We start from the raw sequence: 23,994 nt of genomic DNA, 5'->3' as shown, positions 1-23,994 counted from the left end.
GATGGCTTATTTGGCGCTCGCCGCGGCGGGCATAGCCCTTGTCTGCTGGGGATTTCCCGCGTCCCATCGCTTGCGGAAGCCTTTCGATATCCTGGCGGCACTGGCGGTTCTCGCGGGGGTGGCGTCCTTTCTGCTCGGCACGCTGCTTACGGTGGCGCCCCACTTCTTTCAGGGATGATTCCCTGCACCGGATGAACAGGAAGTAACACATGGAAAAGGTAAAAACCGTAGCGGTTAACATCGCCGCCATCGCGCTCATATCGCTGGTTCTCATCTGGGGGAACACGCTGTACCGGCAGCACGCCCAGTTCAAAAAGGGGGAGCAGGCAGCGGCTAAAGGGAACTTCACCGCGGCCGTGGCCGGCTACGAAGCGGCCATCCACATGTACACCCCGTGGAGTTCGGTGGTCGAAAAGAGCGCCCAGAAGCTGTGGGCCATCGGCGACGCCGCCGAGCGCAGCAACGACATCCCCCGCGCGCTCATCGCTTACCGCGCGCTGCGAAGCTCGTTTCTTGCGACGGCCGGCATCTACTCACCGGGCGAGGATTGGATCAAGCGTTGCGACACACGCATCGCGCAGTTGGTGCAGCTGCAGCCGGCGCAGCGGTAGAGATCTAAAGAAGGGCAAGCATTCCCGCGTGGGATACAAAGAAAAAGGATAATTTTTGGAAGAAACCAGCACAGAGAGTACCGGGCTTAAGTTCGTAGCACTGGGAGGACTAGGAGAAATCGGCCTTAACATGGCGGCCTTCGAGTACGGCGACGACATCGTCATCGTCGACTGCGGGCTCATGTTCCCCGAGCCTTACATGCTGGGAATTGACGTGGTGATCCCCGACATTGGCTACCTGATCGAGAGGGCGGACCGCATCCGCGCCATCCTGCTCACCCACGGCCACGAGGACCACATCGGCGCGCTTCCCTACGTGCTTAGGGATATCAATCCCCCCATCTACGGGACGGCGCTGACACTGGGCTTCGTGAAGGAAAAGCTCAAGGAATTCGAGCTGGATCAAAAGGTCGACCTGAGGGTGGTCAAGCCGCGGGACACGGTGCAGCTCGGCTCTTTCGAGGTCGAGTTCATCCGGGTCGCACATTCCATCGTCGACGGCTGCGCCCTGGCCCTAAGCTGCCCGGAAGGGGTGGTGATACACACCGGCGACTTCAAGCTGGACCAGACACCGGTCGACGGCGAACTGACCGATCTCGCGACCTTCTCCCGCTACGGCGAGAAGGGGGTGCTCGCGCTCTTCGCGGACTCGACCAACATCGAGCGCGAGGGGTACACGCTTTCCGAACGGCTGGTGGGGGATGCTTTCGAGGAGATCTTCCCGGCCTGCGCCGGCAGGGTCATCGTCGCCGCCTTCTCCAGCAACATCCACCGTGTGCAGCAGGTGGTGCGCGCGGCGGAGAAAAGCGGCAGGAAGGTGCTTTTGAACGGCCGCTCCATGATCGGCAACGTGCAGATCGCGCGCGAACTGGGCTACCTGAAGATCCCGGACGACATACTGATCGACCTGAAGGAGCTCCCCAGGCTCCCGAAGGAACAGGTCTGCATGATCACCACCGGGAGCCAGGGGGAACCCAGAAGTTCGCTGATCCGGATTGCCATGGACGACCACAAGCAGATCAAGCTGGAGCGCGGGGATACGGTCATCCTCTCCTCCCGCTTTATCCCGGGCAACGAAAAGACCATTTCGGACCTGATGAACCACCTGTACCGGCGCGGCGCCGAGGTGATTCACGAGAAGGTTTCCGAGGTCCACGTCTCCGGCCACGCGAGCCAGGAGGAGTTGAAGCTCCTGCACAACCTGGTGAAGCCGCGCTTCTTCGTCCCGGTGCACGGCGAGTACCGGCACCTGGTTAAGCACTCCCAACTGGCCCAGAAGGTCGGCACCCCCGAGGAGCGCTGCATCCTCGCGGTCAACGGCGACGTCATCCTCTTTGCCGGGGACGAGGCGTGCATCGTGGACCAGGTCAGCACCGGCCGCGTCTTCGTGGACGGCAAAGGGGTAGGGGACGTCGGCAACGTAGTGCTTAAGGATAGGAAGCATCTCTCCGAAGATGGAATGGTGGTGGTCATCATCGGCATCAACCAGACCACCGGCGAGATCATCTACGGCCCCGACATCGTTTCACGCGGCTTCGTCTTCGAGGACGATAGCCAGGAGTATCTGGAAGAGGCGAAGAAGGTCGTGCTCGACACGCTGGCCTTGGTCACCCCCGAGGTGATGACAGACTGGAACGAGGTGAAGCTGGAAGTGCGCCGCGTGCTGCGCCGGCTCTTCAACAAGACCCTGGAAAGGCGACCGGTGATACTGCCGCTCGTGTTGGAGATGTGAGAACCCGTTCAACGTTCTACGTTCAATGTTCAACGTTGAATTCTGTCTCTGGCGTGATCCTTCGTACGGTGCTGTCCCAAGCCAGGAGAAATGAGCTACCTACAGACGTCCAGCATCGAACGTTGAACGTTGAACGTTGAACGTCGAATTTGAAGTCGCAAGCCAGGAGAAATGAGCCACCTACAAACGTTCAGCATCGAACGTTGAACGTTGAACCGCAACTAACGGATTTTTAGACTATGGCGACAGACGAGAAGATAGAAAAGAAAGAGAAAGTGACGAAGGAGATGAAGGGGATGGCGTTCGCCGTCGCCGGGATCTTCCTTAGCGTCGCTCTCGCCTCGTTCAACGGGGAGGACCTCTCTTTCAACAGCGTGTCCACCTCGATGCAGACCCATAACCTCGGGGGGCGCTTCGGGGCGCAGTTGGCGGACGTATTCCTGCAGCTCTTCGGGCTCGCCTCTTATATTTTCCCCTGCACGCTCATCTACCTGACCTACCGCGCCTTCGGGCCGGACCCGATCCGGTGGCGCCGCTATAAGGGAGTCGGCTTCGTCCTGCTGGTGGTTTCGGTGTCGGGGCTCTTCGCCTTCAACCTGCAGTTCACGGAGTTCCTGGGGCAGAGGGTTCCCAGCGGCGGCTTCGTCGGCTACCAGAGCGCCGATCTGCTGAAGCGCGGCTTCGGGAAGTTCGGCGCGCTCCTCATCCTGCTCCCTATGCTGGCGGCCTCCGCCATGCTTTTGTCCCGTTTCTCCTTCGTCCTCTTCGCCAACTGGTGGGTGACGGCGCTGAAGGAGCGGTGGGCGAAGCACAAGCAGCGCCAGGCGCTGAATAAGGAACTCGCGGCGGAGAAGAAGGAGAAGGGGGAGAAGGCGAAGCCTCATGCGGCGCCGGTGATAAAGCCGGCAGTGGTGGCGCCGCCGGTTCCCGCGCCGAACGTGAAGAAGGAGAAGAAGCAGGACGAGAAGAAGACCGCGCCGGTCCAGGAGGCGTTCGAGTTCATCAAGGTGGAGGGGAACTTCCGCACCCCGCCCTTGTCCCTGCTCGATCCGGTTCCCGAGGCGGGCAAGCGCCAGGACCGCGAGACCCTGACCATGAACGCCAAGCTCATGGAGAAGAAGCTGAAGGACTTCGGCGTCGAGGGTGAGGTGGTGGAGATATGCCCCGGCCCGGTCATCACCATGTACGAGTTCTCCCCGGGCCCCGGTATCAAGGTAAGCCGCATCGCCGGGCTCCAGGACGACCTCACCATGGCGCTCCAGGCCCATTCCATCCGCATCGTGGCGCCGATTCCGGGCAAGGGTGTCGTCGGTATCGAGCTTCCCAACCGCGAACGGGAGATGGTTTCCTTGAAGGAGATCTTCAACTCGGAGGAGTTCCACAAGGGGAAGATGAAGCTCCCGCTGGCGCTTGGAAAGGACATCGCGGGGAACCCGCTGGTCACCGATCTGGCCAAGATGCCGCACCTTCTGGTCGCGGGCGCCACCGGTTCGGGCAAGTCGGTCGCCATCAACACCATGATCCTCTCGCTCCTTTACACCTCGACCCCGACCGACGTCAGGATCATCATGGTCGACCCGAAGATGCTGGAACTCTCCGTGTACGAGGGTATCCCGCACCTATTGCTGCCGGTGGTCACCAACCCGAAGAAGGCGGCGCTCGCGCTCAAGTGGGCGGTGGAGGAGATGGGGCGCCGCTACCGGCTCATGGCCGACAAGGGTGTCAGGAACATCGACTCCTACAACCGGGAGCTGGAGCGGGAAGAGAAGGAAGTCGCCGAGAACAAGGCGCGCGAGACCGTGGTGGTCGAGGAGATCGAGGAGGCAGACCATCTCGAGGATCCGGAGGACATGGAGGCGCGCGAGGCGGCGATCCAGGCCTTCCTGGCCAAGGAAGACCAGCTGGAGCACGGCCATCTCCCCTACATCGTGGTGATCGTCGACGAGCTCGCCGACCTGATGATGGTCGCCGGTCGCGAGATCGAGGAATCCATCGCCCGGCTGGCCCAGATGGCGCGCGCCGCGGGGATCCATCTGATCCTCGCCACCCAGCGCCCGTCGGTCGACGTCATCACCGGTCTCATCAAGGCGAACTTCCCGGCCAGGATCTCCTTCCAGGTCTCCTCGAAGATCGACTCGCGCACCATCCTCGACGGCAACGGCGCCGAGTCGCTCTTGGGTGCGGGTGACATGCTGTTCCTCCCGCCGGGGACCTCGAAGATGCTCCGCTCCCACGGCGCCTTCGTCTCCGACGCAGAGGTGCAGCGCGTGGTCGAGTTCCTGAAGAAGCAGGGGAAGCCGGTTTACGAGAAGTCGATCCTGGAGATGAAGGCCTCCGACGAGAAGGGAGGGGGCGACGACGAGGAAGAGCTCGACGAGCGCTACGACGACGCGCTGGCGCTGGTGGCCGAGGCGAAGCAGGCGTCCATCTCCATGATCCAGCGCCGCCTGCGCATCGGCTACAACCGCGCCGCCCGCATCATCGAGAAGATGGAGCAGGAAGGGGTCATCGGCCCCTCCGACGGCACCAGCAAGCCGCGCGAAGTATTCATCAATAAGATCTGAGGGATCGATCCATCGGGAACATTTTTAGAAGGAGAAACAATGAACCTTTGCCGCAAGCCCAATTTGGCCCATTTCGCCGTGACCATCATCGGCAAGGACCGCACCGGCATCGTCGCGGACACCGCCGAGGTCCTCTACAGGCTCGGCTGCAACGTGGAAGACTCCAGCTGCACCATGCTGGGGGGCGAGTTCGCCATGATTCTGATCGTCTCCCACGAGAAGCCCTTCTCCAAGAAGCAGTTGGAAGCGGAGTTCGCGACTAAGAACGCCAACACCGGGCTCTCCGCCTTCATCCGGAACTTGAAGGACGACGAGGTCTGCTATCGCGGACCGGAGGGGGAGCTCTGCCTGATCTCGGTGTACGGCAGCGACAAATCCGGCATCGTCTACCGCGTTACCCGGGAGCTCGCCGACCGTGGCGTGAGCATCGCCGACCTCAACACCAAGCTGATCGGGACCCCCGCGGATCCCGTCTACGTGCTGGTGCTGGAAGCGGCACTTCCCACCGGTATGGCGGTAGAAGACGTCACCAACCTGCTGGAAAAACTGAAAAAGGAGTTGAGTGTGGAGATTTCGGTGCGGCTTATTACACCGGTCTCGCTCTGACGATATGGCAGTTCGAAATATAGTCACCTACCCGAACCAGATATTGAAGACCCCTTGCCAGGTAGTGGAACAAATCGACGACTGGGTGCGCCAGCTGGTGGACGACCTTGTGGACACCATGCATGCCGGGCCGGGTTCCGTCGGCGTCGCCTCCCCCCAGATCGGCGTATCGCTGCGCGTTTGCGTCATCGACGTCTCCAAGAACCGTCACGGCAAGGACAACAACCACGGGCTGCTGCTGATGATCAACCCGGAGATCCTGGCTCGAAGCGGCGCCGCAGTGATGCGCGAGGGGTGCATGAGCGTCCCCGATTACACCGGCGACGTCGAGCGCTCTACCGAGCTTACGCTTCGCTTCACCGAGCCAGACGGCACCGTCCGGGAGTTCGAGGCTTCCGGCTTCGAGGCGGTAGCCATACAGCACGAGTTGGACCATCTGGACGGCCTGCTGTTCCTGGACCGCATCGCCTCGCTGAAGACCGGCCTTTTCCGTAGGAAGAGCTACAAATAGCAAACCTCTCACAAGGAGAAAATCTGAGGAAATCTGAGCATAGGCACAACCGGAGAGAAGCTAAAAGAGAAGGGTTGAACCTTTAAAGGCTTTGCTTCTCGCAGTTCTCAGGTTTTCTTCGTGGCCAAAGGTTTAGGGTTTAAGGCTTTCTCCTTTTGTCTTTTTCTCAGATGTCCTCAGAAGTTCTCCTTGTTAATGGTTTTGACTTTTTGTTTTGAGGGTTTGTGATGAAATGGCTTCTGATTAGCTCCGCGGTCCTCTACCTCGTTTCTTTCAAGCGCCCCGTGTTCCTGGCGGCGCTCGCCGCCGGTCTCGTGTACTTGGGCTCGCGCGGCCTCGCGCTCGGGAGGCTGCCGCTGATCGGGCCGCAGGATACCCTCGCCTTTTTCTCCAGCTCCATCGGGCTCATGGCGCTTCCCTTCGTCTACGCCCGCGCGGCCGCAAACGAACGCTTCTTCACCTGGGGCGCCGGCGTCTTCGCCGGTCTCTTCGCGCTCCTGGCGACACCTTTCCCCACGCTGAACATGCCGCTTCCCCCCGTCCTGGATACCTACTGGTTCGAACTGCACGTGGCGCTTGCCTTCTTCGCCTACGCCCTCTTCGGTATCGCGGCGCTCTTCGGCGGGGTGTTCCTGATGCAGGGGAAAAGGCAGGTACTGGATCTGCAGTACCGGGCGGCGCTGGTGGGGTACACCTTCTTCTCGCTTTCCATGATATCCGGGGGGATCTGGGGATATTACGCCTGGGGGACCTACTGGCTTTGGACCGCGAAGGAATTCTGGACTTCGATCCTCTGGGTCTACTACTCGCTCTACCTGCACCTGCGCCTCAAGGGGCAGTCCTGGGACCGCGGCTTCGCCTGGATGGGGATCGTGGGTTTCTTCGTGACCCTTTTCACCTACCTTGGCGTCAGCTTGCTGATGCGTAGTTCGCATAGCTTTTAAAGGCGTCTGACCAGTCCGACTGGTCAGATAAAGGGGAATGCCTTTGCTGAAAAAACTCTACGCCACCTTCTGCTCCCTCAACCTCGGCCTGTGGCTCATGACCGGGGTCATGGCCACCTTGGCGCTTGGCTCTTTCACCCGCGCCAGCGAGTCGGGCATCAATGAGATGCCGCTTCTCTTCTGGCTGCAACGGGCGCCGCTCTCGCTCTCCTGGTGGCTCTGGCTCTGCATCGCTTTGCTGGCCGTCTTATTCCTGAACGCTCTTATTTGCAGCATCGACGCCCTCAGGAAGAAGGGGCGCAGCATCGCCCCCCACCTGATGCACGCGGGATTCCTGCTCGTCGTGATCGCCCACCTCTTCTCCTCTTACGGAGGGTATAAGCAGCAGATGCAGCTGACGGAGGGGGGGACGATCGGCTTTCCGGACGGCGATCAGGTGCTGCTGGAGAGGATCTCCGGTGAGGTAGGCCAGATGGGGATGCTCAGCTCCTACCGCGCGCAGCTGCGGGTAAAAGGAAAGGTAGCGGAGGTGCAGCCGAACCACCCGGTCTTCCACCAGGGGTACGGCATCTACCTCAAAGAGGTGGCGCTCAGCCCGGTGCCGATGGCTCTCGTCGAGATCCACCGCGAGCCGGGTGCCTGGGCCGCGCTTCTCGGGGCGCTGTTCTTCATGGCGGGGAACGTGATGCTGCTAGCGCAGCGCAAGGGGAGATGATGAAATGAGAAGGGGCGCCGCGAGGCGCCCCTTTTTGCTACTTCACTACCTTCACGCTCTGGATCACTACCGGCGTTGCGGGGACGTCCGGCATGCCGTTCTTGAACCCGGTCGGGGTGGCGGCGATCTTGTCGACCACGTCCATCCCTTCCAGCACCTTGCCGAACACGGCGTAGCCGAAGGTTCTCTGGCCGCCGGCCGGGTTGTGGTTCAGGAAGCCGTTGTTGACGACGTTGATGAAGAACTGCGAGGTAGCCGAATCGACCATGCCGGTACGCGCCATGGCCAGGGTCCCGCGGTCGTTCTTCAGGCCGTTATTGGCCTCGTTCTTGATGGGTGCACGGGTCGCCTTGGGGGCGATGTCCTTGGTGAGCCCGCCGCCCTGGATCATGAAGCCGGGAATGACCCTGTGGAAGGTGGTCCCCTCGTAGAACCCGCTCTTCGCGTACTCCAGGAAGTTCTTCACGCTCAAGGGAGCTTCCTTCTCGAACAGTTCCACCTTCACGTTCCCCTGGCTGGTCTCAATGACCACGACCGGGTTCTTTGTTTCGGCAGCGAATGCGCTGCCGGCGAAGCAAAGTAACAGGACCGCCACCAGCATGATTCTTTTCAGCATGTAGTTCCTCCCTTTCAGATAAATTTGTATTGGCCATTTATAAGCCAATCGAAACAGGCGGTCAACCAATTCGCATTGCATTAGGGCAAGTAAAGGTTGACAGAGCAGCCATCGCTGTGGAAAATGCCGAACATTAGCTTATATGGAGGATTCTACCTTTGCAGATCCAATTCGGCACCGACGGTTGGCGCGGCGTGATCGCGGACACCTTTACCTTCGAGAACCTATCCCTCGTGGCACAGGCCACCATGGATTACCTGCATGAGCAGGGAGTGGCGCAAAAGGGGCTGGTGATCGGATACGACAGGCGCTTTTTGTCGCGGGAGTTCGCCGAAAGGGTAGCGGGGATCGCAGCGGCAAACGGGATCGCGACCCGCCTCTCCGAAAGCTACGCCCCGACTCCGGCCGTCTCCTGGGCGGTCCATGAAGGGGGGGCGGGCGCGGGGATCATGATCACCGCCAGCCACAACCCCCCCTGTTACAACGGTTTCAAGGTAAAGGAAGGCTTCGGCGGCTCGGCGAGGCCCAGCACCACGAAGGTTCTGGAGCAGATGGTGGCTCGCAACATGGCGGAGAAGCGCCCGGTGCAGGCGGTAACGCTGGCGGAGGGGCTGGAGTCGGGCAAGATCGCATATTTCGATGCCTGCGCCCCCTATCTGGCGCAGCTGGCGCGGTACGTCGACTTGGAGCTGATCCGTTCCAGCGGCATCAAGGCGGTGGTCGACCCGATGTTTGGCGCGGGGTGCGGCCTTTTGCCGCGCCTGCTGCCCGGTGTCGTCGAGATTCACGGCAGCGAGAACCCTGCCTTTGGCGGCCATCCTCCCGAGCCTATCGCCGAGCACCTGGGGGAGCTGTCGCAGGTGGTTGCCGACGGTTTCTTCCAGGTGGGACTCGCTCTCGATGGCGACGCCGATCGTATCGGCGCCGTTGACGAGCGGGGGAAATACTTTTCCTCGCACCGGATCTTCACCGTGCTGCTCCGTCACCTCTACGAGAGGAAGGGGTTGCGGGGAGGGGTGGTGAAGACGGTCTCGACCACGCAGATGATCGACCGGCTGGCCGAAAAGTACGGCCTGCAGATCTTCGAGACCCCGATCGGGTTCAAGCACATCTGCGAGGTCATGCTGGAGCACGACATTCTGATGGGTGGCGAAGAGTCGGGGGGGCTCGGGGTGAAAGGGCACATCCCGGAGCGTGACGGCATCTTGATGGCGCTCTTGCTTCTGGAGGCGATGGCCATGAGCGGCAAGGGGCTGCGGGCTCTCCTTGAGGAGACCATGGAGGAGATAGGTCACTTCCATTACCGCCGCATCGACGTCCCCATCTCGGCGGCGGCGAAGCAGCAGCTCTTGGAGCGCCTGCGCGGCGACGCCGTCGACGTCATCGCCGGGCACCGTGTGGCGGCGACCAATTTCAGCGACGGTTTCAAGTACATCCTGGAGGACGGGGCGTGGCTTTTGATCCGCCTTTCGGGAACAGAGCCGGTGCTGAGGCTGTACAGCGAGGCGAGGGAACCGGACCTGGTGGCCAGGCTCTTGGAGGCGGCAAAGCGGGTCGCAGGCGTGTAAGAAGCGGTTATTGCTGAGGTCAATTACCTTGAAATGGCTGATAGCTTCTGTTATAGAATAGCATTCGCGGAAAAATTCAGTACCCCCCAAGGAGTCACCCATGGCGAATCCTCAGTTGATTATGTACGACGAGGAATTCAAGCAGATAAACGCTGTGATCGAAAAGCTTCTCCGGGAAGCAAACGCCAAGGTGATTTTCCTGGTGGACAAAAACGGCCAGCTCATCACCGGCTGCGGAGAAACAGAGCGCTTCGACACCACCTCGCTTGCTTCGCTCACCGCCGGGAACATCGCGGCCACGGGAGGCCTGGCCAAGCTGATCGGCGAAAAGGAATTCTCCATCCTGTTCCATGAGGGGGAGAAGGACAACCTCCACATCTCCATCGTTGCCGGCAGGGTCATTCTCGTGGTGCTGTTCGACGCCCGCTCCTCGTTGGGGCTGGTGCGGCTCAGGGTGAAGAAGTCTTCCGAGGAACTCTCGGCGATATTCGGCAGGCTGATGCAGAAGAGCGAGGAGAAGGAGAAGAGCGGCGACAGCGAATTCCCCTTCGCCGAGATCACCGACGACGATATCGACAACCTGTTCAGCTAAAGCATGGGTCGAACCCCATAGTAACCAGTGTGATGCATCAACTATAAGAGGTAACGTCGGATGTCATTCATCAACTACGCTTCCCGTGAAATCAACTGCAAAATCGTCTATTACGGCCCTGGGCTGTGCGGGAAGACGACCAACCTGCAGTTCGTTTACCAGAAGACCGCCCCGGACGCGAAGGGGAAGATGATCAGCCTCGCCACCGAGACCGAACGTACCCTTTTCTTCGATTTCCTCCCCCTGGCGCTGGGCGAGATCCGCGGCTTCAAGACCCGCTTCCATCTGTACACGGTCCCCGGCCAGGTCTTCTATGACGCCTCCAGGAAACTGATCCTCAAGGGGGTAGACGGCGTCGTGTTCGTGGCCGACTCCCAGGAAGAGCGGATGGACGCCAACGTCGAGAGCGTGGAAAACCTGCGCATCAACCTGATCGAGCAGGGGTACGATCTGGACAAGATCCCCTACGTGGTCCAGTACAACAAGCGCGACCTCCCGAACATTCTGAGCGTCGAGGAACTGCGCCGCGAGCTGAACCCCACCAACGTTCCGGAATTCGAGGCCTGCGCCACCACCGGCGAGGGGGTCTTCGAAACCCTGAAGGCCGTAGCCAAGCTGATCCTTTTCGATCTGAAGAAAGGGAAGTAGGATCCAAGAAGGGAAGTGGGAAGAAGGCTTAAGAGATCGAACGAAGAAGGGGGCGCCGAAAAAACCGGCGCCCCCTTCTTATTTGCGGTCCATGGCTCCCTCCCCAGGAGGGGGAGGGTTGGGGAGGGGGCTGCCATGCAGACGTTCCACCAACGCCTTCGCCGCACTTTCGGTCATCCCCGGCGCGCCCTTCAGCTCTTCCAGCGTCGCCTCTTTCACCCGTTTTAGACTCCCGAAATGCTTCAACAGCGCCTTCTTCCTCTTCTCGCCGATACCCGCGACTCCGTCCAGCTCGGAACCGGTCAGGACCTTGCTGCGCACGTCCTTGTGGTAGGTGACGGCGAAGCGGTGCGCCTCGTCTCTGATGCGCACCAGGAGCAGTAGCGGGGCGGAACTCTGCCTGAGGGCAATCGCATTCTTCCGGCCGGGGCGGAACACGCGCTCGTCGCTGCGCTCGATCTCTTCGCTCTCCATGTCGCGGGCCACGCGGCTTTTGGCGAGCCCCGCAGCCTCGACCCCGGTGACCTCAAGCTCGTCGAGCACCGCGTTCAAGACGCCCAGCTGCCCGAGACCCCCGTCGACCACGATCAGGTCCGGCTTCTCTTCGCTGCTTTCGGCCTTGAACCTGCGCGAGAGCACCTCGCGCATCATGGCGAAGTCGTCCGACTGCAGCACCCCTTTGATCCGGTAGCGCCGGTACAGGGACTTGTCGGCCCTGCCGTCGATGAAGACCACCCGGCTCCCGACCGCCATCTCCCCTTGGATGTTGGAGATGTCGTAGCACTCGATCCTTCTCGGGGGGTGCGGCAGGTTCAGTTTCTCGGCCAGTTCGGTCAGAAGCGTCGCGGAGGAACTCTCCCGCGCCAAGCGTTCCTGGGCAGCGGTCTCGGCGTTCTTCCCGGCAAGTTTCACCATCTCGAGTTTCGGGCCGCGCTGCGGCACTGCGATGGTCACCTTCTTCCCTGCTTTTTCGGAAAGAAGCTCCTCCAGCGCGGCGGGCTCGGCTATGGGAACCGGTATCAGCACCTGGGGGGGGATAGGCGCGTCCAGGTCGTAGTACTCGTTCAGGAAGGAGGCGAGTCCCTCCTCGGTCTCCAGTTCCCAGTCGAAGAGGAAGCTGCGCCCGCCGGTCAGGGTCCCGCCGCGGATGTGCAAAAGGGCGATCTGCATCCGGTCCGCCTCGCGGTGCAAGCCGAAAACGTCGCTGTCGTCGCTTTGTGCCACCATCTTCTGCCGCTCGACCGTCACCTCGATGGCGCGCAGCAGGTCCCGGTAGCGGGCCGCGTCCTCGTAGCGCATCTGCTCGGCGGCCAGGTTCATCTTGGACCGGTAGAGCCGCGCCACCTCGGTGTTCTTCCCCTCCAGGAAGAGTGCGGCCCCATGGGCCAGCGCCGCATACTCCGCGGCGGAGATGAGGCCGCAGCAAGGTGCGGAGCACTGCTTGATCTGGTGGTACAGGCAGGGGCGCTTTCTGGCCATGCAGGTGGCAAGGGGGTAGTGGCGCAGCGGGAACATCTTGTAGAGCTGTTTCAGCACCTCTTTGGCGGCGGTGGCAGAGGCGTAGGGGCCGAAGTAGCGAGCGCCATCGGAGGGGATCTTCCGGACGATGGAGAGGCGCGGGAACTGTTCCTTCATGTCCATGCGCAGCGAGAAGTAGGTCTTGTCGTCGCGCAGGTTGATGTTGTACTTGGGGCGGTGCTGCTTGATCAGCGTGTTTTCGAGGATGAGCGCTTCCTTCTCCGTGTCGGTGACCAGGTAGTCGACCGAATGGACCAGTTGCACCATGAAGCGGATGTGTATCCGGGAGTCGCGGGTGTCTCCCGCGTAGGAGCGGACCCTTTTCTTGAGGTTGCGCGCTTTGCCGACGTAGATGACGGTGTCGTCGGCGCTCTTCATGAGGTAGACGCCGGGGGAGGGGGGGAAGTTCTCGATCATCGCCTGAGTAATCATGAGGCGTAGTATAGACTGAAGCTGGTTAGAAGGGAAGGTGGGTTGTTTTAAGGAAGGGAGGCAATACTCCTCCCCCCGGAGGGGGAGGGAGATTTGGGTTACCGCTTGCCGGATCTGCTCCCGGGTTTCGCGGAGCTGGGTCTTGAAGAGGCTGGCCTCGAACCTGCGGGTTTTGAACTCGCGGGACGGGAGGAAGCCGGTTTGGCGGCAGCGCTTCTTGCAGCCGCGGGCTTGGCGCCTGCCGGTCTAGCCGCCGTTTCCTTTGCCGCGGGCCTTGCCGCTGCGGGTTTTGCCGCTGCAGCCTTGGGAGCTGCTGGCTTTCCTGCTGCAGCCTTGGGAGCCGCCGGCTTGCCTGCTGCAGCCTTTTCCGCTGCGCTCTTGCCCCAGCGTTTCGGGAGCGCCTTGGCACCGCCGCCGCCGGGCTTCATCTTCTGGGGGGTCGCGTAGGAGACCTTGATCGACTTGTCGAGTAGCCAGGCTCCGTCCAGCGAATCGATGGCGTCCTTGGCCTCGGCCTCGGTCGACATCCTGACGTAGCCGCACCCTTTGAACTCTCCGGTGACAGCATCCGTGATCAGGTGAACGGAGGTCACCGTCCCTGAGACGGAGAACATCTTGTGAATATCGTATTCCGTAGCGTCGTAGGACAGGCTTCCGACGTACAATTCTTTTCCTGCTTTGGCCATTTAATGAGTTCTCCTTGCCGATGATCGGCACACTCTAGCATAATCGGCAGCCGCGCTGCAAACTTTCCCGCGCGGCCGCGCCCTTATCCCCTGCGCTCCCTGAGAATGGCGGTGAACATCGGCTCCCGGTCCGTCCTGGAAACGGAGAGCACCATTTCCACCTCCGTCCGTTTCCCGCCGACGCCGTTGACTATCTGGCGGGAGGCTTCGTCCCGGAACTCCGCCTGCGTGGAAAGCCTGTCCTTGAGCGCGGCCCCCTCCTCCAGAAAGCCGAAGATCGATTCCCCCAGCAGTTCCTGCCGCGAGCGCCCGAAGAGGGACTCGGCTTTCTGGTTGGCGATGACGATCTTGCCATCCTTGAGGAAGGTGATCACCGCCGAGGCGGCCACCTCGATGAAGCGGCGGTAGCGCTCGTCCGCCTCCTTCGACTGGACGGTGCGGCTGGAGAGCTCGTCCATCATCTCGTTGAAGGAACCGATCAGCATGCCGATTTCGTCCCTGGTTTTCTGCGGCAGCTTATCTTTGAAGTTGCCGGTGCGGGTCACCGAGATCATGCGTTCGGAGAGGAGCTTGATGGGGTTTAGGATCTGGCGGCTCATGATGAATCCCATCACCAGGATGACGATCACGTAGACCATGCCACGGAAGAGGAGGTCGAGTTTGAGGTTTGCACCCAGTTGGGCGTAGAGGTCCTTGACCGGGATGCTGACCGAGACCGCCCCGATCACCTCGCCCACCTTGTAGTTGTAGGAATAGTGGCCGGGGGGGAAGCGCTTCTTCACGAAATCGGGTGCGGTTTCGTAGCTGCCGTGGCATTCGAGGCAGGAGGCGGTGGCGCGCATCGGCTGCAGGTAACGGAAGAGGCTGATCTCGCCGCTTTGCACGATGTCGTAGATCTCGGCCTTGGGGTTGTTGATGAAGTACTGCAGTTGCTTTGTCTCGTAGGTGTCCGGTTTGTTGCCGGGGTTGCGGTAGCGCAGCGAGACCTGGCGCACGTAGAACTTGCTGTTTTGGGTGACCCTTTTCGCGACCTGTGTGGCCACCACCTGGGGCACCAGGTTGTAGTTTTGTTCAGGCTCCCCCCTGACCACGGAGGACATGTACTCGCGGGTCTCTATTACGGTGGTGGCGAAGCTGCGGGCGTTGTCGACGGCGAACCTGATGATGAATTCTTTCTGCCGGTTGTAGATGAAGAGGCCGCTTGCCAGCAAGAGGGCGATTAAAAGTAGCGACATCAGTCCGAAGAATTTGACGCGGATGGGAAGATCTGCGGGGCGGGTCATGCATCCTCCTAATCTCATTGAACTAAAGGGGAAAGTATAGCGGAGGGGAGGGGATGCGCAACCGGCCTTCGCCAGGGCTACGGCCGGCAGGCCCCCAAGGCTACGGCCGGCAAGCCCCCAAGGTACGGCCGGCAAGCCCCACCAAGGCTACGGCCGGCAAGCCCCTAAGGCTACGGCCGGCAAGCCCCACCAAGGCTACGGCCGGCAGGCCCCTAAGGCTATGGCCGGCAAGCCCGCTAAGGCTACGATGGGTTCACTCGGGGGCGCCTAAAAAGGTTAGATATTTCCGGCGGTGATTAGTCTCCCCCTCCCGCAAGGGGAGGGGGAACAAGAGCGATTCCCACAATTGCCCAATGAAACAAAAAAAGGCCCCTCACCAGGGCCAGGAGGGCAACGAAGGGTGAGGGGCAAGGACCGGTCTGAGGTTGACCGGTCTAAATTCTGAATCTCGCTGGAGCTTTAGCTAAATAGCCGGCTTGCCGGCCGAAGCTATAGCTATATAGCCGGCTTGCCGGCCGAAGCCTGTGGCGAAGGCCGGTGGCACTCGAAGCAGATCTGCTCGCTCTCGCGGCGCTTCAACTGGGCGGCCTTATCTTTTGGAATACCTTTCCCCATCAGCTTCTCGCCCATCTTGTGACAATCGAAACAGTTTCTTCCCTGCAGCGCCTTGTGCATGCGGACCATTGCTGGGTTCTTGCTGTGACAGACCTTGCACTCGTAGCCGTAAGCTGTGGACGCAACCAGCAGCATTGCCAATGCCGGAATCAGTTTCTTCATCTGCTCTCCTTTGCTAAGTTCTCATAGTGACCCGGACGGGTGTCTTAGGCTGAAAACAACTTTCGCCGAGATAGGATATATCCGCTTCCAGATAGCCGCCTTGACCAAAGTCAAGGAACCGTTACCGCCGCTATGAAGAAAAACGCTTTCCATAGAGTCGGCAGTATGGTAGTTTTCCCTGCTTTGAATGTTCTTTAATACCCGAATCAACTCTATATCGAGAAGAAAACATGGCTAAGATCATCTGTGTGGCGAATCAAAAGGGTGGCGTGGGAAAGACCACGACGGCGGTCAACCTTTCAGCCTCGCTGGCTGTCGCCGAACGCCGGGTGCTCCTGGTGGACATGGACCCGCAGGGGAACGCGGGGAGCGGCGTCGGCGCGGACAAGGAACTGCTTGAAGAGAGCATCTACGACGCGCTCATCGATGACGCGCCGGCGGCAAGGATCATCCAGCGCACCGAACTTCCCTACCTGCACCTGTTCCCGGCGACCTCCGACCTTGCGGGCGCCGAACTGGAGCTGGTCAGCGTCACCGACCGCGAGAGGAAGCTCAAGCGGATCTTGAGCTCCGTTTCCGACTCCTACGACTACATATTCATCGACTGCCCCCCCTCTTTGAACCTCCTCACCATCAACGCGATGACCGCAGCCAATTCCGTGCTGATACCGCTGCAGTGCGAGTTCTACGCGATGGAAGGGCTTTCGCAGATTTTGAAGACCATCAACCTGATCCAGCAGGGGCTGAACAGCTCCCTCATCATAGAAGGGATCCTGCTCACCATGTTCGACGCGCGAAACAACCTGTCGCGCCAGGTGGGCGAAGAGATCCGCACCCATTTCGCCAAGGAGACCCTGCAGACGGTGATCCCCAGGAACGTCCGCCTCTCCGAGGCCCCCTCGCACGGCAAGCCGATCTGCCTGTACGACATAACCTCCAGGGGGGCCACGAGCTACATGGACCTGGCCAAGGAAATCATCGGACGGGAGGTGTCGCATGGTTAAGAAGATGGGGCTCGGCAAGGGGATGGGGGCGCTGCTCCCGGTCGTGGAGGACCACGGCAAGAAGTACTTCTCCTGCCCGATCGAGGAGATCAGGCCCAACAAGGAACAGCCGAGAAAGACCTTCGTCAATGAGAAGCTGGAGGAACTCGCCGCTTCCATCCGCGAGAAGGGGATCATCCAGCCCCTGGTGGTGCTCAAGAAGGCCGGGCACTACGAGCTGATCGCCGGCGAGCGCCGCTGGCGCGCCGCGCAAAAGGCGGGGCTGCGCGAGGTTCCGGTGGTGATCCAGGACGTTTCCGAGGAAACGGCCCTGGAAATGGCGCTCATCGAGAACATCCAGCGCGAGGACCTGAACGCGGTCGAGGAGGCCGAGGCATACCATGCGCTTTTGGAGCGCTTCTCCCTCTCGCAGGAGGAGCTGGCCAAGAGGGTCGGCAAGGAGCGCTCGACCATTGCCAATGCCCTGAGGCTTTTGAGGCTTCCCGCCGAGATCAAGCGCGACGTGGCTGAAGACCGCATCTCCATGGGGCACGCCCGCGCGCTCCTCACCCTGGAAGACCCGGAGGAGCAGAAGGCGGCCCGCGACGAGATCGTGAAGAACCACCTCTCGGTGCGCGAGACCGAGGCGCTGGTCAAGCGCAAGAAGGCGGGCCCGGCGAAAAAGCCCCAGAAGCCTGTCGAGAGCCCGGACCAGAAGGACCTCATGGACCGGATGCAGCGCTTCTTCGGAGCCAAGGTCGCCCTGAAGAGTTCCGGGCGCGGCGGCAAGCTGGAGATAAGCTACGCGGACCAGAAGGAACTCGCCAGGATCGTGGAACTCCTGAACCTGTAGCGCTGCTCAAAGGGGCACCTACCCCCACCCCCTAACCCCCTCCCGCTAGGGGAGGGGGGACCTTTACTGAGAGAGACGGAAAATACGGCTGCAGCAATTGTCATACATTTCCAAAAACTGTTTTGAACTTGCTCATAGCAACCGGTTGATCCCACTCGCAAGAGTGCCCTCTGTCTCCAGCTACAGCGCCCACTGTCACAGCAAAGTCGCCCCGCTCAGCCTCCTCTGCAGCTGACAAAAGTGTATACAATTCTTCGTCCGAAGGGATATATCGCTTGACACAAAAAGGATTTATGTGGTAGCTATCACCTGTTTTGCGCGGACCCAGCTACAGCCTAAGACGTATACGTCTTTAAAAATGTTCGAATAGAGGTGGTTTGGTGATCAATTTAGACATCGCATTTGTATTCCAGCTGGTGAACTTTCTGGTTCTCGTGCTGCTCCTGAACGCTTTCCTCTACAAGCCGATCAGGAAACAGCTTGCCGAGCGCGCAGCCCAGATCAACGGCGCAAAGCAAAAGAGCGCCGAGGTCGACCGGGAAGTGCAGGAGAAAATGGCCAGCTACGAGGCACGCATGCGCGAGATCCGCGCCGGTGCCGCCGACGAGCGTGGCACACTGAAGAAGGAGGCCCAGCAGCAGGAGGCCGCCATCCTGGACAAGGCGCGTTCCGAAGCCGGCGCGAGCCTCGCCTCCATCAAGGCGAAGGTTGCCCAGGAGACCGAGGACGCACGCCGTCTTCTCACCGCCAGCGCCGAGACCCTGTCCGCCGATATCTGCGAAAAAGTTCTGGGGAGGAGTCTCTAGCATGCATAAGAAAAGTTTCGTTACCACCCTCTCCGTCTGCGTCATGATCCTCGGCCTCGCGGCCCTGGGCTTCGCTCAGGAAGCTGCCGAAGGCGGGGCGCACCATGCCAACTCCGGCGCGCAGATGAAAGACTTCATGTGGCGCACGATCGACTTCGCCCTCCTGGTCGCCATCGCGGTCTGGGCTCTGAAGAAGGCCGACGTGAAGGGCTCGCTCGCCGCTCGCCGTTCCGGCATCGAGAAGACCCTGCAGGAAGCGGTCGCCGCCAAAGAGGCAGCCGAGAAGAAGTTCGCCGAGTACTCCCAGCGCCTGGACCAGGCCAACAAGGAGATCGAGGTGATCTCGGCCAACATGAAGCGCGAAGGGGAGCTCGAGAAAGAGCGCATCATCGCCGAGGCGAACGACGCGGCCGCCAGGATCAAGGCCCAGGCCGAGGCCTCCGCCGCACAGGAAGTTCTGAAGGCCAAAGCAGAGCTTCGCGCCGAGGCTGCCAAGCTCGCGGTCGAACTGGCCGAGCAGAAGATCGTTAAGAACATTGCAAAAGGCGACCAGGACAAGCTGGTGGGCGAATATATCTCCAAGGTGGTGACTCTACATTGAGTACGAACGCTATAGCCAAACGTTACGCCAAGGCACTCGTGCAGCTTGGCTCGGAAGCCGGGAGCGTGGACAGCTTCAACGCTGAGCTGACCCGTTTCAGCGCTCTCCTCACGGACAGCCGCGATCTCTCGGCGGTTTTCGCTAACCCCGCCTACGGCATCGAGTCGAAGCGCGAGGTTATGAAGGAGCTGGTAGCCAAACTCCAGCTCTCCCCGATGATCTCCAACCTCCTGATGCTCCTTCTGGAGCGCGGCCGCATCTCGGTGCTGCCGCAGATCTCCGAGAGCTACGGCGCATTCGCCGACGAGCTTTCCGGAGTCATCCGGCCGACGCTTTCCTCGGGTCTTCCCCTGGAAGCGAGCCAGATCGAAGAGATCAGGAGCGCCCTTGCCAAGTCGACCGGCAAGAAGGTGGAGCTTAAAGTTGAAGTTGACCCCTCGCTGATCGGCGGGGTTGTTACCAAGATCGGCGGCAAGGTTTTCGACGGCAGCGTAAGAACACAGCTAGCAAGAATTCAGGATATATTACAGAAGGGGTGAGACGGTTCTATGGAAATCAAAGCGGAAGAAATCAGCGAGATTATCAGGAAGCAGATCAAGGAATACGGCACTGAAGTAGCTGTTGCCGAAACGGGGACCATTATCTCCATCGGTGACGGTATCGCACGTATCCACGGTCTTGACAAGGCGATGGCAGGCGAGCTCCTCGAGTTCCCCGGCGGCATCACCGGCATGGTTCTGAACCTCGAGGAAGACAACGTCGGCGCGGCGATCCTCGGCGAGTTCTCCGAGATCAAGGAAGGCGACTCGGTCAAACTGACCGGCAAGATCGTCGAGGTTCCGGTAGGCCCGGCCCTGATCGGCCGCGTGGTCGACGCGATCGGTAACCCGATCGATGGCCTCGGCCCGATCAACACCGACACCTTCGGCAAGGTGGAAGTGAAGGCCCCCGGTATCGTCAAGCGTAAGTCGGTGCATCAGCCGATGCAGACCGGCCTCAAGGCGATCGACTCCATGGTTCCGATCGGGCGCGGACAGCGCGAGCTGATCATCGGCGACCGTCAGACCGGCAAGACCGCCGTAGCGATCGACACCATCATCAACCAGAAGGGCGGCGACGTGGTCTGCATCTACGTCGCAATCGGCCAGAAGCGCTCCACGGTCGCCCAGGTTGTTTCCAAGCTGAAAGAGCACGGCGCCATGGATTACACCATCGTCGTCGCCGCAACCGCCTCCGAGCCGGCGCCGCTGCAGTTCATCGCACCGTACACCGGCGTCACCATGGGCGAGTTCTTCCGCGATTCCGGCAAGCACGCACTCATCATCTACGATGACCTCTCCAAGCAGGCCGTCGCTTATCGCCAGCTTTCGCTGCTCCTTCGCCGTCCGCCGGGGCGCGAGGCTTACCCGGGCGACGTTTTCTACCTGCACAGCCGTCTCCTCGAGCGTGCCTGCAAGGTTTCCGACGACTGCGGCGCAGGCTCCCTGACCGCACTGCCGGTCATCGAGACCCAGGCGGGCGACGTTTCCGCGTACATCCCGACCAACGTGATCTCGATCACCGACGGCCAGATCTACCTGGAGAGCGACCTGTTCTACTCCGGCGTACGTCCCGCCATCAACGTCGGCCTCTCCGTTTCCCGCGTCGGCGGCTCGGCGCAGGTTAAGGCGATGAAGCAGGTTGCAGGTACCCTGCGTTTGGCCCTCGCCCAGTACCGCGAGATGGCGGCTTTCGCCCAGTTCGGTTCCGACCTGGACAAGGCTACCCAGATGCAGCTCGCCCGCGGCGCACGCCTGGTCGAGATCCTGAAGCAGCCGCAGTACCGTCCGATCCCGAACGAGAAGCAGGTCCTGATCATCTTCGCGGCCAACAACGGCTTCGTCGACGACTACCCGATCGGCTCCCTCGGCCGCTACGAGACCGAACTCTACGCATTCTTCGACTCCAGGAAGGCGACTCTGCTGGGCGAACTGCGCGACAAGAAAGCGATCGACGACGCCATGAAGGGCGAGATCATCGCTTCCCTCGAAGAGTTCAAGAAGGAATTTACTGCCTAAACCAAGGACGGACTTAGCGAATGGCAAACCTTAAGAGCATCAAGAAACGGATCGTATCCGTAAAAAATACCAGGCAGATCACCAAGGCCATGAAGATGGTCTCTGCCGCTAAGCTGCGTCGCGCCCAGGAAAACGTTGTGGCTGCGCGACCCTACGCGGGGAAGCTCGCGGAGGTGCTGGAGCGGCTGGCCAAGACCCAGGAGTCGGACGCAAGCCCGCTCATGGTGAAGCGCGACACGCGTCGCGCGCTCTTGGTGGTGGTCACCTCGGACAGGGGCCTTTGCGGCGGCTTCAACGCCAACCTGTCCAAGGCCGCCGAGCGCTTCATCAACGAGCGCAAGGGGGATTTCTCGGAGTTGTCCCTGATGACCATCGGCCGCAAGGGGTACGAGTTCCTGCGTAACCGCCACACGGTCAGGAAACATCACGGCAACATCTTCTCCACCCTCTCCTACCACACTGCGGCGCTCATCGCTGCGGAACTGGTGGAAGGGTACCTGGCTGAAGAGTACGACGAGGTCTACGTCATATACAACGCCTTCAAAAGCGTCATGACCCAGGACATCACCCTGGAGCAGCTCCTCCCGGTGACGGCGAAAACCGCCGACACCGACGAGGTAGGGACCGAGTACATCTACGAGCCGTCCAAGGCTGCGCTTCTCGACGAACTGCTCCCCAAGCACATCGAGGTGCAGGTGTTCAAGTCGCTCCTCGAATCCGTCGCTTCCGAGCACGGTGCCAGGATGACCGCCATGGACAGCGCCTCCAAGAACGCCACGGAGATGATCGGCAAGCTGACCCTGATCTACAACAGGGCGCGCCAGGCCGCCATCACCACGGAGCTGATGGAAATCATCTCCGGCTCTGAATCGATAAAGGGTTAACACTTATAAACATATGTGGCCCTGCGGGCCGCAGGAGGAAGAGGTTACATGAGTCAGAACTTCGGAAAAATATCGCAGGTCATCGGCGCAGTTATCGACGTCGAATTCGAGCCGGGCAAGCTTCCCCCGATCTATCAAGCTCTCAGGGTCACCAACCCTGCGATCGACGATCAGGAGTTCAACCTTGTTCTGGAAGTCGCACAGCACCTGGGCGAGAACGCGGTCAGGACCATCGCAATGGACTCCACCGACGGTCTGGTTCGTGGCCAGCAGGTCAAAGACATGGGCAAGCAGATCTCGGTACCGGTCGGCAAGAAGACACTGGGCCGCATCCTGAACGTCATCGGCGAGCCGGTTGACGAGATGGGCCCGATCGGCAACGAGAAAGAGTACGGCATCCACCGCGAAGCCCCGCTCTTCGTGAACCAGTCGACCAAGGTCGAGGCGTTCACCACCGGGATCAAGGTCGTCGACCTCCTCGCACCGTACGCAAGGGGGGGCAAGATCGGCCTCTTCGGCGGCGCAGGCGTTGGCAAGACCGTTCTCATCATGGAGCTGATCAACAACATCGCTAAGCAGCACGGCGGCTTCTCCGTCTTCGCCGGCGTCGGCGAGCGTACCCGCGAAGGGAACGACCTCTGGATGGAGATGAAGGAATCCGGCGTTCTCGACAAGGCGGCACTCGTGTACGGCCAGATGAACGAGCCCCCGGGGGCACGTGCCCGCGTCGCTCTCTCCGCGCTCTCCATCGCAGAGTACTTCCGCGACGAGGAAGGCCAGGACGTGCTCCTCTTCGTCGACAACATCTTCCGCTTCACCCAGGCGGGTTCCGAGGTTTCCGCACTCCTCGGCCGTATCCCCTCCGCCGTCGGTTACCAGCCGACCCTGGCAACCGAGATGGGCGAGCTGCAGGAGCGCATCACCTCGACCAACAAGGGTTCCATCACCTCGGTCCAGGCGATCTACGTTCCGGCCGACGACTTGACCGACCCGGCTCCGGCTACCGCCTTCGCCCACTTGGACGCGACCACCGTTCTCTCCCGTCAGATCGCCGAGCTCGGCATCTACCCGGCAGTGGACCCGCTCGACTCCACCTCCAGGATCCTCGATCCGCAGGTAATCGGCGACGAGCACTACGCCATCGCGCGTCAGGTTCAGTACGTGCTGCAGAAGTACAAGGATCTCCAGGACATCATCGCGATTCTCGGCATGGACGAGCTCTCCGAGGAGGACAAACTGGTTGTTGCCCGCGCCAGGAAGATCCAGAAGTTCCTCTCCCAGCCGTTCCACGTCGCGGAAGCCTTCACCGGCTCCCCGGGCAAATACGTCGAACTGAAGGACACCATCAAAGGCTTCTCCGAGATCATCGCCGGCAAGCACGACGACCTCCCCGAGCAGGCCTTCTACATGGTCGGCACCATCGAGGAAGCTATCGAGAAGGCCCAGAAGCTCGCGGTGTAATTAATCTGGTCACGGCAAAAGGTTTGAGGTAAAGGGGGCTGGCTCCGCGAGGCGCCTGTCCCCCCTTTCCATCCCGCCTTCGCCTCAAGAGGTTTATATGGCTGAAAAACTGAAGGTTGAACTGGTAACCCCGTACAAGAAGGTCCTCTCCGAAGAGGTCGACGAGATCACCGCTACCGGTGCCCTCGGAGAATTCGGCGTTCTGCCGGGCCACGCTCCCTTCCTCACCTCGCTGAAGATCGGCGAGCTGGCCTACAGGAAGGACGGCGTGTCGCACCACATGGCGCTGAACTGGGGCTACTTCGAGGTCGAGAACGACACCGTGACGGTGCTGGTCGAGACCGCCGAGAAGGCGGACGAGATCGACCTGGAGCGCGCCAAGGCGGCCCTGGGCCGCGCCGAGACCGAACTCAAGGGCCTGACCCCGGAGGACAAGAACTTCCGGATCTACGAAGCCGCGCTCGAGCGTGCGCTGATCAGGGTCCAGGTCGCCGGCAAGGCGGCCAGACGCTAAGCGTTTCCGATTACCATGCATTAAAAAGAGCG

General features: G+C 60.8%; 25 protein-coding genes. 20 read left to right on the top strand and 5 right to left on the bottom strand.

Annotation, left to right across the window (positions count from 1 at the left end; all coding sequences use genetic code 11):
• Nucleotide 1 precedes the first annotated feature (1 nt).
• From GBEM_RS19830 to GBEM_RS19795, 8 genes are all read left to right on the top strand, one after another.
• Nucleotides 2–178 (top strand): hypothetical protein, encoded by a 177-nt coding sequence (locus tag GBEM_RS19830; protein WP_318842306.1) that lies wholly within the window; start codon nt 2–4, stop codon nt 176–178.
• A gap of 31 nt (nt 179–209) precedes the next feature.
• Nucleotides 210–611, top strand: coding sequence for a tetratricopeptide repeat protein (locus GBEM_RS19825; protein ID WP_012532398.1), 402 nt, complete (start codon nt 210–212; stop codon nt 609–611).
• A gap of 55 nt (nt 612–666) precedes the next feature.
• The gene (locus tag GBEM_RS19820) at nt 667–2,343 is read left to right on the top strand and encodes a ribonuclease J (protein WP_012532397.1); all 1,677 of its coding nucleotides are present in this window, start codon (nt 667–669) and stop codon (nt 2,341–2,343) included.
• Between the two features lie 239 nt (nt 2,344–2,582).
• Nucleotides 2,583–4,907: a DNA translocase FtsK gene (locus tag GBEM_RS19815; RefSeq protein ID WP_012532396.1), complete on the top strand. Its 2,325-nt coding sequence runs from the start codon at nt 2,583–2,585 to the stop codon at nt 4,905–4,907.
• A gap of 39 nt (nt 4,908–4,946) precedes the next feature.
• Entirely contained in the window at nt 4,947–5,513 is a 567-nt protein-coding gene (locus GBEM_RS19810) for a glycine cleavage system protein R (RefSeq protein ID WP_012532395.1), read from the top strand.
• 4 nt (nt 5,514–5,517) lie between these two features.
• A complete protein-coding gene (gene def, locus GBEM_RS19805) occupies nt 5,518–6,024 on the top strand; it encodes a peptide deformylase (RefSeq protein ID WP_026841103.1) in 507 nt (168 codons plus the stop codon).
• Between the two features lie 227 nt (nt 6,025–6,251).
• Complete coding sequence (locus GBEM_RS19800; protein ID WP_012532393.1) at nt 6,252–6,968, top strand: cytochrome c biogenesis protein; 717 nt, start codon at nt 6,252–6,254, stop codon at nt 6,966–6,968.
• Nucleotides 6,969–7,005: 37 nt separating this feature from the next.
• Nucleotides 7,006–7,683, top strand: a complete 678-nt coding sequence (locus GBEM_RS19795; RefSeq protein WP_404813023.1) for a cytochrome c biogenesis protein ResB — start codon at nt 7,006–7,008, stop codon at nt 7,681–7,683.
• 37 nt (nt 7,684–7,720) lie between these two features.
• Here the strand turns inward: GBEM_RS19795 and GBEM_RS19790 are convergent, their stop codons facing one another.
• On the bottom strand, nt 7,721–8,299 hold the full coding sequence (locus GBEM_RS19790; protein WP_012532391.1) for a peptidylprolyl isomerase: 579 nt from the start codon (nt 8,297–8,299) through the stop codon (nt 7,721–7,723).
• A 158-nt stretch (nt 8,300–8,457) separates the two neighbouring features.
• Between GBEM_RS19790 and GBEM_RS19785 the strand changes: the two genes are divergently transcribed.
• The 3 genes from GBEM_RS19785 (at nt 8,458) to GBEM_RS19775 (ending at nt 11,107) form a co-directional block, all read left to right on the top strand.
• Nucleotides 8,458–9,867, top strand: a complete 1,410-nt coding sequence (locus tag GBEM_RS19785; RefSeq protein WP_012532390.1) for a phosphoglucomutase/phosphomannomutase family protein — start codon at nt 8,458–8,460, stop codon at nt 9,865–9,867.
• A 100-nt stretch (nt 9,868–9,967) separates the two neighbouring features.
• A complete protein-coding gene (locus GBEM_RS19780) occupies nt 9,968–10,459 on the top strand; it encodes a roadblock/LC7 domain-containing protein (RefSeq protein WP_012532389.1) in 492 nt (163 codons plus the stop codon).
• 60 nt (nt 10,460–10,519) lie between these two features.
• On the top strand, nt 10,520–11,107 hold the full coding sequence (locus GBEM_RS19775; protein ID WP_012532388.1) for a GTP-binding protein: 588 nt from the start codon (nt 10,520–10,522) through the stop codon (nt 11,105–11,107).
• A gap of 78 nt (nt 11,108–11,185) precedes the next feature.
• On the opposite strand, the gene uvrC is transcribed toward GBEM_RS19775, so the two are convergent.
• From uvrC to GBEM_RS19755, 4 genes are all read right to left on the bottom strand, one after another.
• Nucleotides 11,186–13,057 carry an excinuclease ABC subunit UvrC gene (uvrC, locus tag GBEM_RS19770; RefSeq protein ID WP_012532387.1) on the bottom strand — a complete coding sequence of 624 codons (1,872 nt, stop codon included), beginning with the start codon at nt 13,055–13,057 and terminating at the stop codon, nt 11,186–11,188.
• Nucleotides 13,058–13,155: 98 nt separating this feature from the next.
• Nucleotides 13,156–13,743, bottom strand: coding sequence for an RNA recognition motif domain-containing protein (locus tag GBEM_RS19765; protein WP_012532386.1), 588 nt, complete (start codon nt 13,741–13,743; stop codon nt 13,156–13,158).
• An 83-nt stretch (nt 13,744–13,826) separates the two neighbouring features.
• Nucleotides 13,827–15,026 carry a c-type heme family protein gene (locus GBEM_RS19760; protein ID WP_012532385.1) on the bottom strand — a complete coding sequence of 400 codons (1,200 nt, stop codon included), beginning with the start codon at nt 15,024–15,026 and terminating at the stop codon, nt 13,827–13,829.
• Nucleotides 15,027–15,521: 495 nt separating this feature from the next.
• On the bottom strand, nt 15,522–15,803 hold the full coding sequence (locus GBEM_RS19755) for a cytochrome c3 family protein (protein ID WP_012532384.1): 282 nt from the start codon (nt 15,801–15,803) through the stop codon (nt 15,522–15,524).
• A gap of 230 nt (nt 15,804–16,033) precedes the next feature.
• Between GBEM_RS19755 and GBEM_RS19750 the strand changes: the two genes are divergently transcribed.
• From GBEM_RS19750 to GBEM_RS19710, 9 genes are all read left to right on the top strand, one after another.
• Entirely contained in the window at nt 16,034–16,807 is a 774-nt protein-coding gene (locus GBEM_RS19750; RefSeq protein ID WP_012532383.1) for a ParA family protein, read from the top strand.
• Nucleotides 16,800–17,639, top strand: coding sequence for a ParB/RepB/Spo0J family partition protein (locus tag GBEM_RS19745; protein WP_012532382.1), 840 nt, complete (start codon nt 16,800–16,802; stop codon nt 17,637–17,639). The genes GBEM_RS19750 and GBEM_RS19745 overlap by 8 nt, the downstream gene beginning before the upstream one ends.
• 380 nt (nt 17,640–18,019) lie before the next feature.
• On the top strand, nt 18,020–18,445 hold the full coding sequence (locus tag GBEM_RS19740; RefSeq protein ID WP_012532381.1) for a F0F1 ATP synthase subunit B family protein: 426 nt from the start codon (nt 18,020–18,022) through the stop codon (nt 18,443–18,445).
• A gap of 1 nt (nt 18,446) precedes the next feature.
• On the top strand, nt 18,447–19,046 hold the full coding sequence (locus GBEM_RS19735) for a F0F1 ATP synthase subunit B family protein (RefSeq protein WP_012532380.1): 600 nt from the start codon (nt 18,447–18,449) through the stop codon (nt 19,044–19,046).
• Nucleotides 19,043–19,585 (top strand): ATP synthase F1 subunit delta, encoded by a 543-nt coding sequence (atpH, locus tag GBEM_RS19730; protein WP_012532379.1) that lies wholly within the window; start codon nt 19,043–19,045, stop codon nt 19,583–19,585. Before GBEM_RS19735 ends, atpH begins: the two co-directional genes overlap by 4 nt.
• A 9-nt stretch (nt 19,586–19,594) precedes the next feature.
• On the top strand, nt 19,595–21,103 hold the full coding sequence (gene atpA, locus GBEM_RS19725) for a F0F1 ATP synthase subunit alpha (RefSeq protein ID WP_012532378.1): 1,509 nt from the start codon (nt 19,595–19,597) through the stop codon (nt 21,101–21,103).
• A gap of 20 nt (nt 21,104–21,123) precedes the next feature.
• Nucleotides 21,124–21,987 carry an ATP synthase F1 subunit gamma gene (gene atpG, locus GBEM_RS19720; RefSeq protein WP_012532377.1) on the top strand — a complete coding sequence of 288 codons (864 nt, stop codon included), beginning with the start codon at nt 21,124–21,126 and terminating at the stop codon, nt 21,985–21,987.
• 48 nt (nt 21,988–22,035) lie between these two features.
• Nucleotides 22,036–23,448, top strand: a complete 1,413-nt coding sequence (gene atpD, locus GBEM_RS19715; RefSeq protein ID WP_012532376.1) for a F0F1 ATP synthase subunit beta — start codon at nt 22,036–22,038, stop codon at nt 23,446–23,448.
• A gap of 97 nt (nt 23,449–23,545) precedes the next feature.
• Nucleotides 23,546–23,962 (top strand): F0F1 ATP synthase subunit epsilon, encoded by a 417-nt coding sequence (locus GBEM_RS19710; protein WP_012532375.1) that lies wholly within the window; start codon nt 23,546–23,548, stop codon nt 23,960–23,962.
• Nucleotides 23,963–23,994: the final 32 nt, after the last annotated feature.

Origin of the sequence: Citrifermentans bemidjiense Bem, from assembly GCF_000020725.1 — a bacterium.
Classification (GTDB): domain Bacteria; phylum Desulfobacterota; class Desulfuromonadia; order Geobacterales; family Geobacteraceae; genus Geomonas; species Geomonas bemidjiensis.
The sequence above is the reverse complement of the archived record's forward strand: the minus strand, read 5'-3'. Positions and strand labels throughout refer to the sequence as shown.

Excerpts from the sequence above, each read along its gene's own strand:
- GBEM_RS19830 (WP_318842306.1), top strand. The coding sequence starts at position 2 with ATGGCTTATTTGGCGCTCGCCGCGGCGGGCATAGCCCTTGTCTGCTGG.
- GBEM_RS19760 (WP_012532385.1), bottom strand. The coding sequence starts at position 15,026 with ATGACCCGCCCCGCAGATCTTCCCATCCGCGTCAAATTCTTCGGACTG.
- atpG (WP_012532377.1), top strand. The coding sequence starts at position 21,124 with ATGGCAAACCTTAAGAGCATCAAGAAACGGATCGTATCCGTAAAAAAT.
- GBEM_RS19775 (WP_012532388.1), top strand. The coding sequence starts at position 10,520 with ATGTCATTCATCAACTACGCTTCCCGTGAAATCAACTGCAAAATCGTC.
- GBEM_RS19790 (WP_012532391.1), bottom strand. The coding sequence starts at position 8,299 with ATGCTGAAAAGAATCATGCTGGTGGCGGTCCTGTTACTTTGCTTCGCC.
- GBEM_RS19755 (WP_012532384.1), bottom strand. The coding sequence starts at position 15,803 with ATGAAGAAACTGATTCCGGCATTGGCAATGCTGCTGGTTGCGTCCACA.
- atpA (WP_012532378.1), top strand. The coding sequence starts at position 19,595 with ATGGAAATCAAAGCGGAAGAAATCAGCGAGATTATCAGGAAGCAGATC.
- GBEM_RS19795 (WP_404813023.1), top strand. The coding sequence starts at position 7,006 with ATGCCTTTGCTGAAAAAACTCTACGCCACCTTCTGCTCCCTCAACCTC.
- GBEM_RS19780 (WP_012532389.1), top strand. The coding sequence starts at position 9,968 with ATGGCGAATCCTCAGTTGATTATGTACGACGAGGAATTCAAGCAGATA.
- GBEM_RS19765 (WP_012532386.1), bottom strand. The coding sequence starts at position 13,743 with ATGGCCAAAGCAGGAAAAGAATTGTACGTCGGAAGCCTGTCCTACGAC.
- uvrC (WP_012532387.1), bottom strand. The coding sequence starts at position 13,057 with ATGATTACTCAGGCGATGATCGAGAACTTCCCCCCCTCCCCCGGCGTC.
- GBEM_RS19745 (WP_012532382.1), top strand. The coding sequence starts at position 16,800 with ATGGTTAAGAAGATGGGGCTCGGCAAGGGGATGGGGGCGCTGCTCCCG.
- atpD (WP_012532376.1), top strand. The coding sequence starts at position 22,036 with ATGAGTCAGAACTTCGGAAAAATATCGCAGGTCATCGGCGCAGTTATC.
- GBEM_RS19810 (WP_012532395.1), top strand. The coding sequence starts at position 4,947 with ATGAACCTTTGCCGCAAGCCCAATTTGGCCCATTTCGCCGTGACCATC.
- def (WP_026841103.1), top strand. The coding sequence starts at position 5,518 with ATGGCAGTTCGAAATATAGTCACCTACCCGAACCAGATATTGAAGACC.
- GBEM_RS19815 (WP_012532396.1), top strand. The coding sequence starts at position 2,583 with ATGGCGACAGACGAGAAGATAGAAAAGAAAGAGAAAGTGACGAAGGAG.
- GBEM_RS19825 (WP_012532398.1), top strand. The coding sequence starts at position 210 with ATGGAAAAGGTAAAAACCGTAGCGGTTAACATCGCCGCCATCGCGCTC.
- GBEM_RS19710 (WP_012532375.1), top strand. The coding sequence starts at position 23,546 with ATGGCTGAAAAACTGAAGGTTGAACTGGTAACCCCGTACAAGAAGGTC.
- GBEM_RS19800 (WP_012532393.1), top strand. The coding sequence starts at position 6,252 with ATGAAATGGCTTCTGATTAGCTCCGCGGTCCTCTACCTCGTTTCTTTC.
- GBEM_RS19750 (WP_012532383.1), top strand. The coding sequence starts at position 16,034 with ATGGCTAAGATCATCTGTGTGGCGAATCAAAAGGGTGGCGTGGGAAAG.
- GBEM_RS19735 (WP_012532380.1), top strand. The coding sequence starts at position 18,447 with ATGCATAAGAAAAGTTTCGTTACCACCCTCTCCGTCTGCGTCATGATC.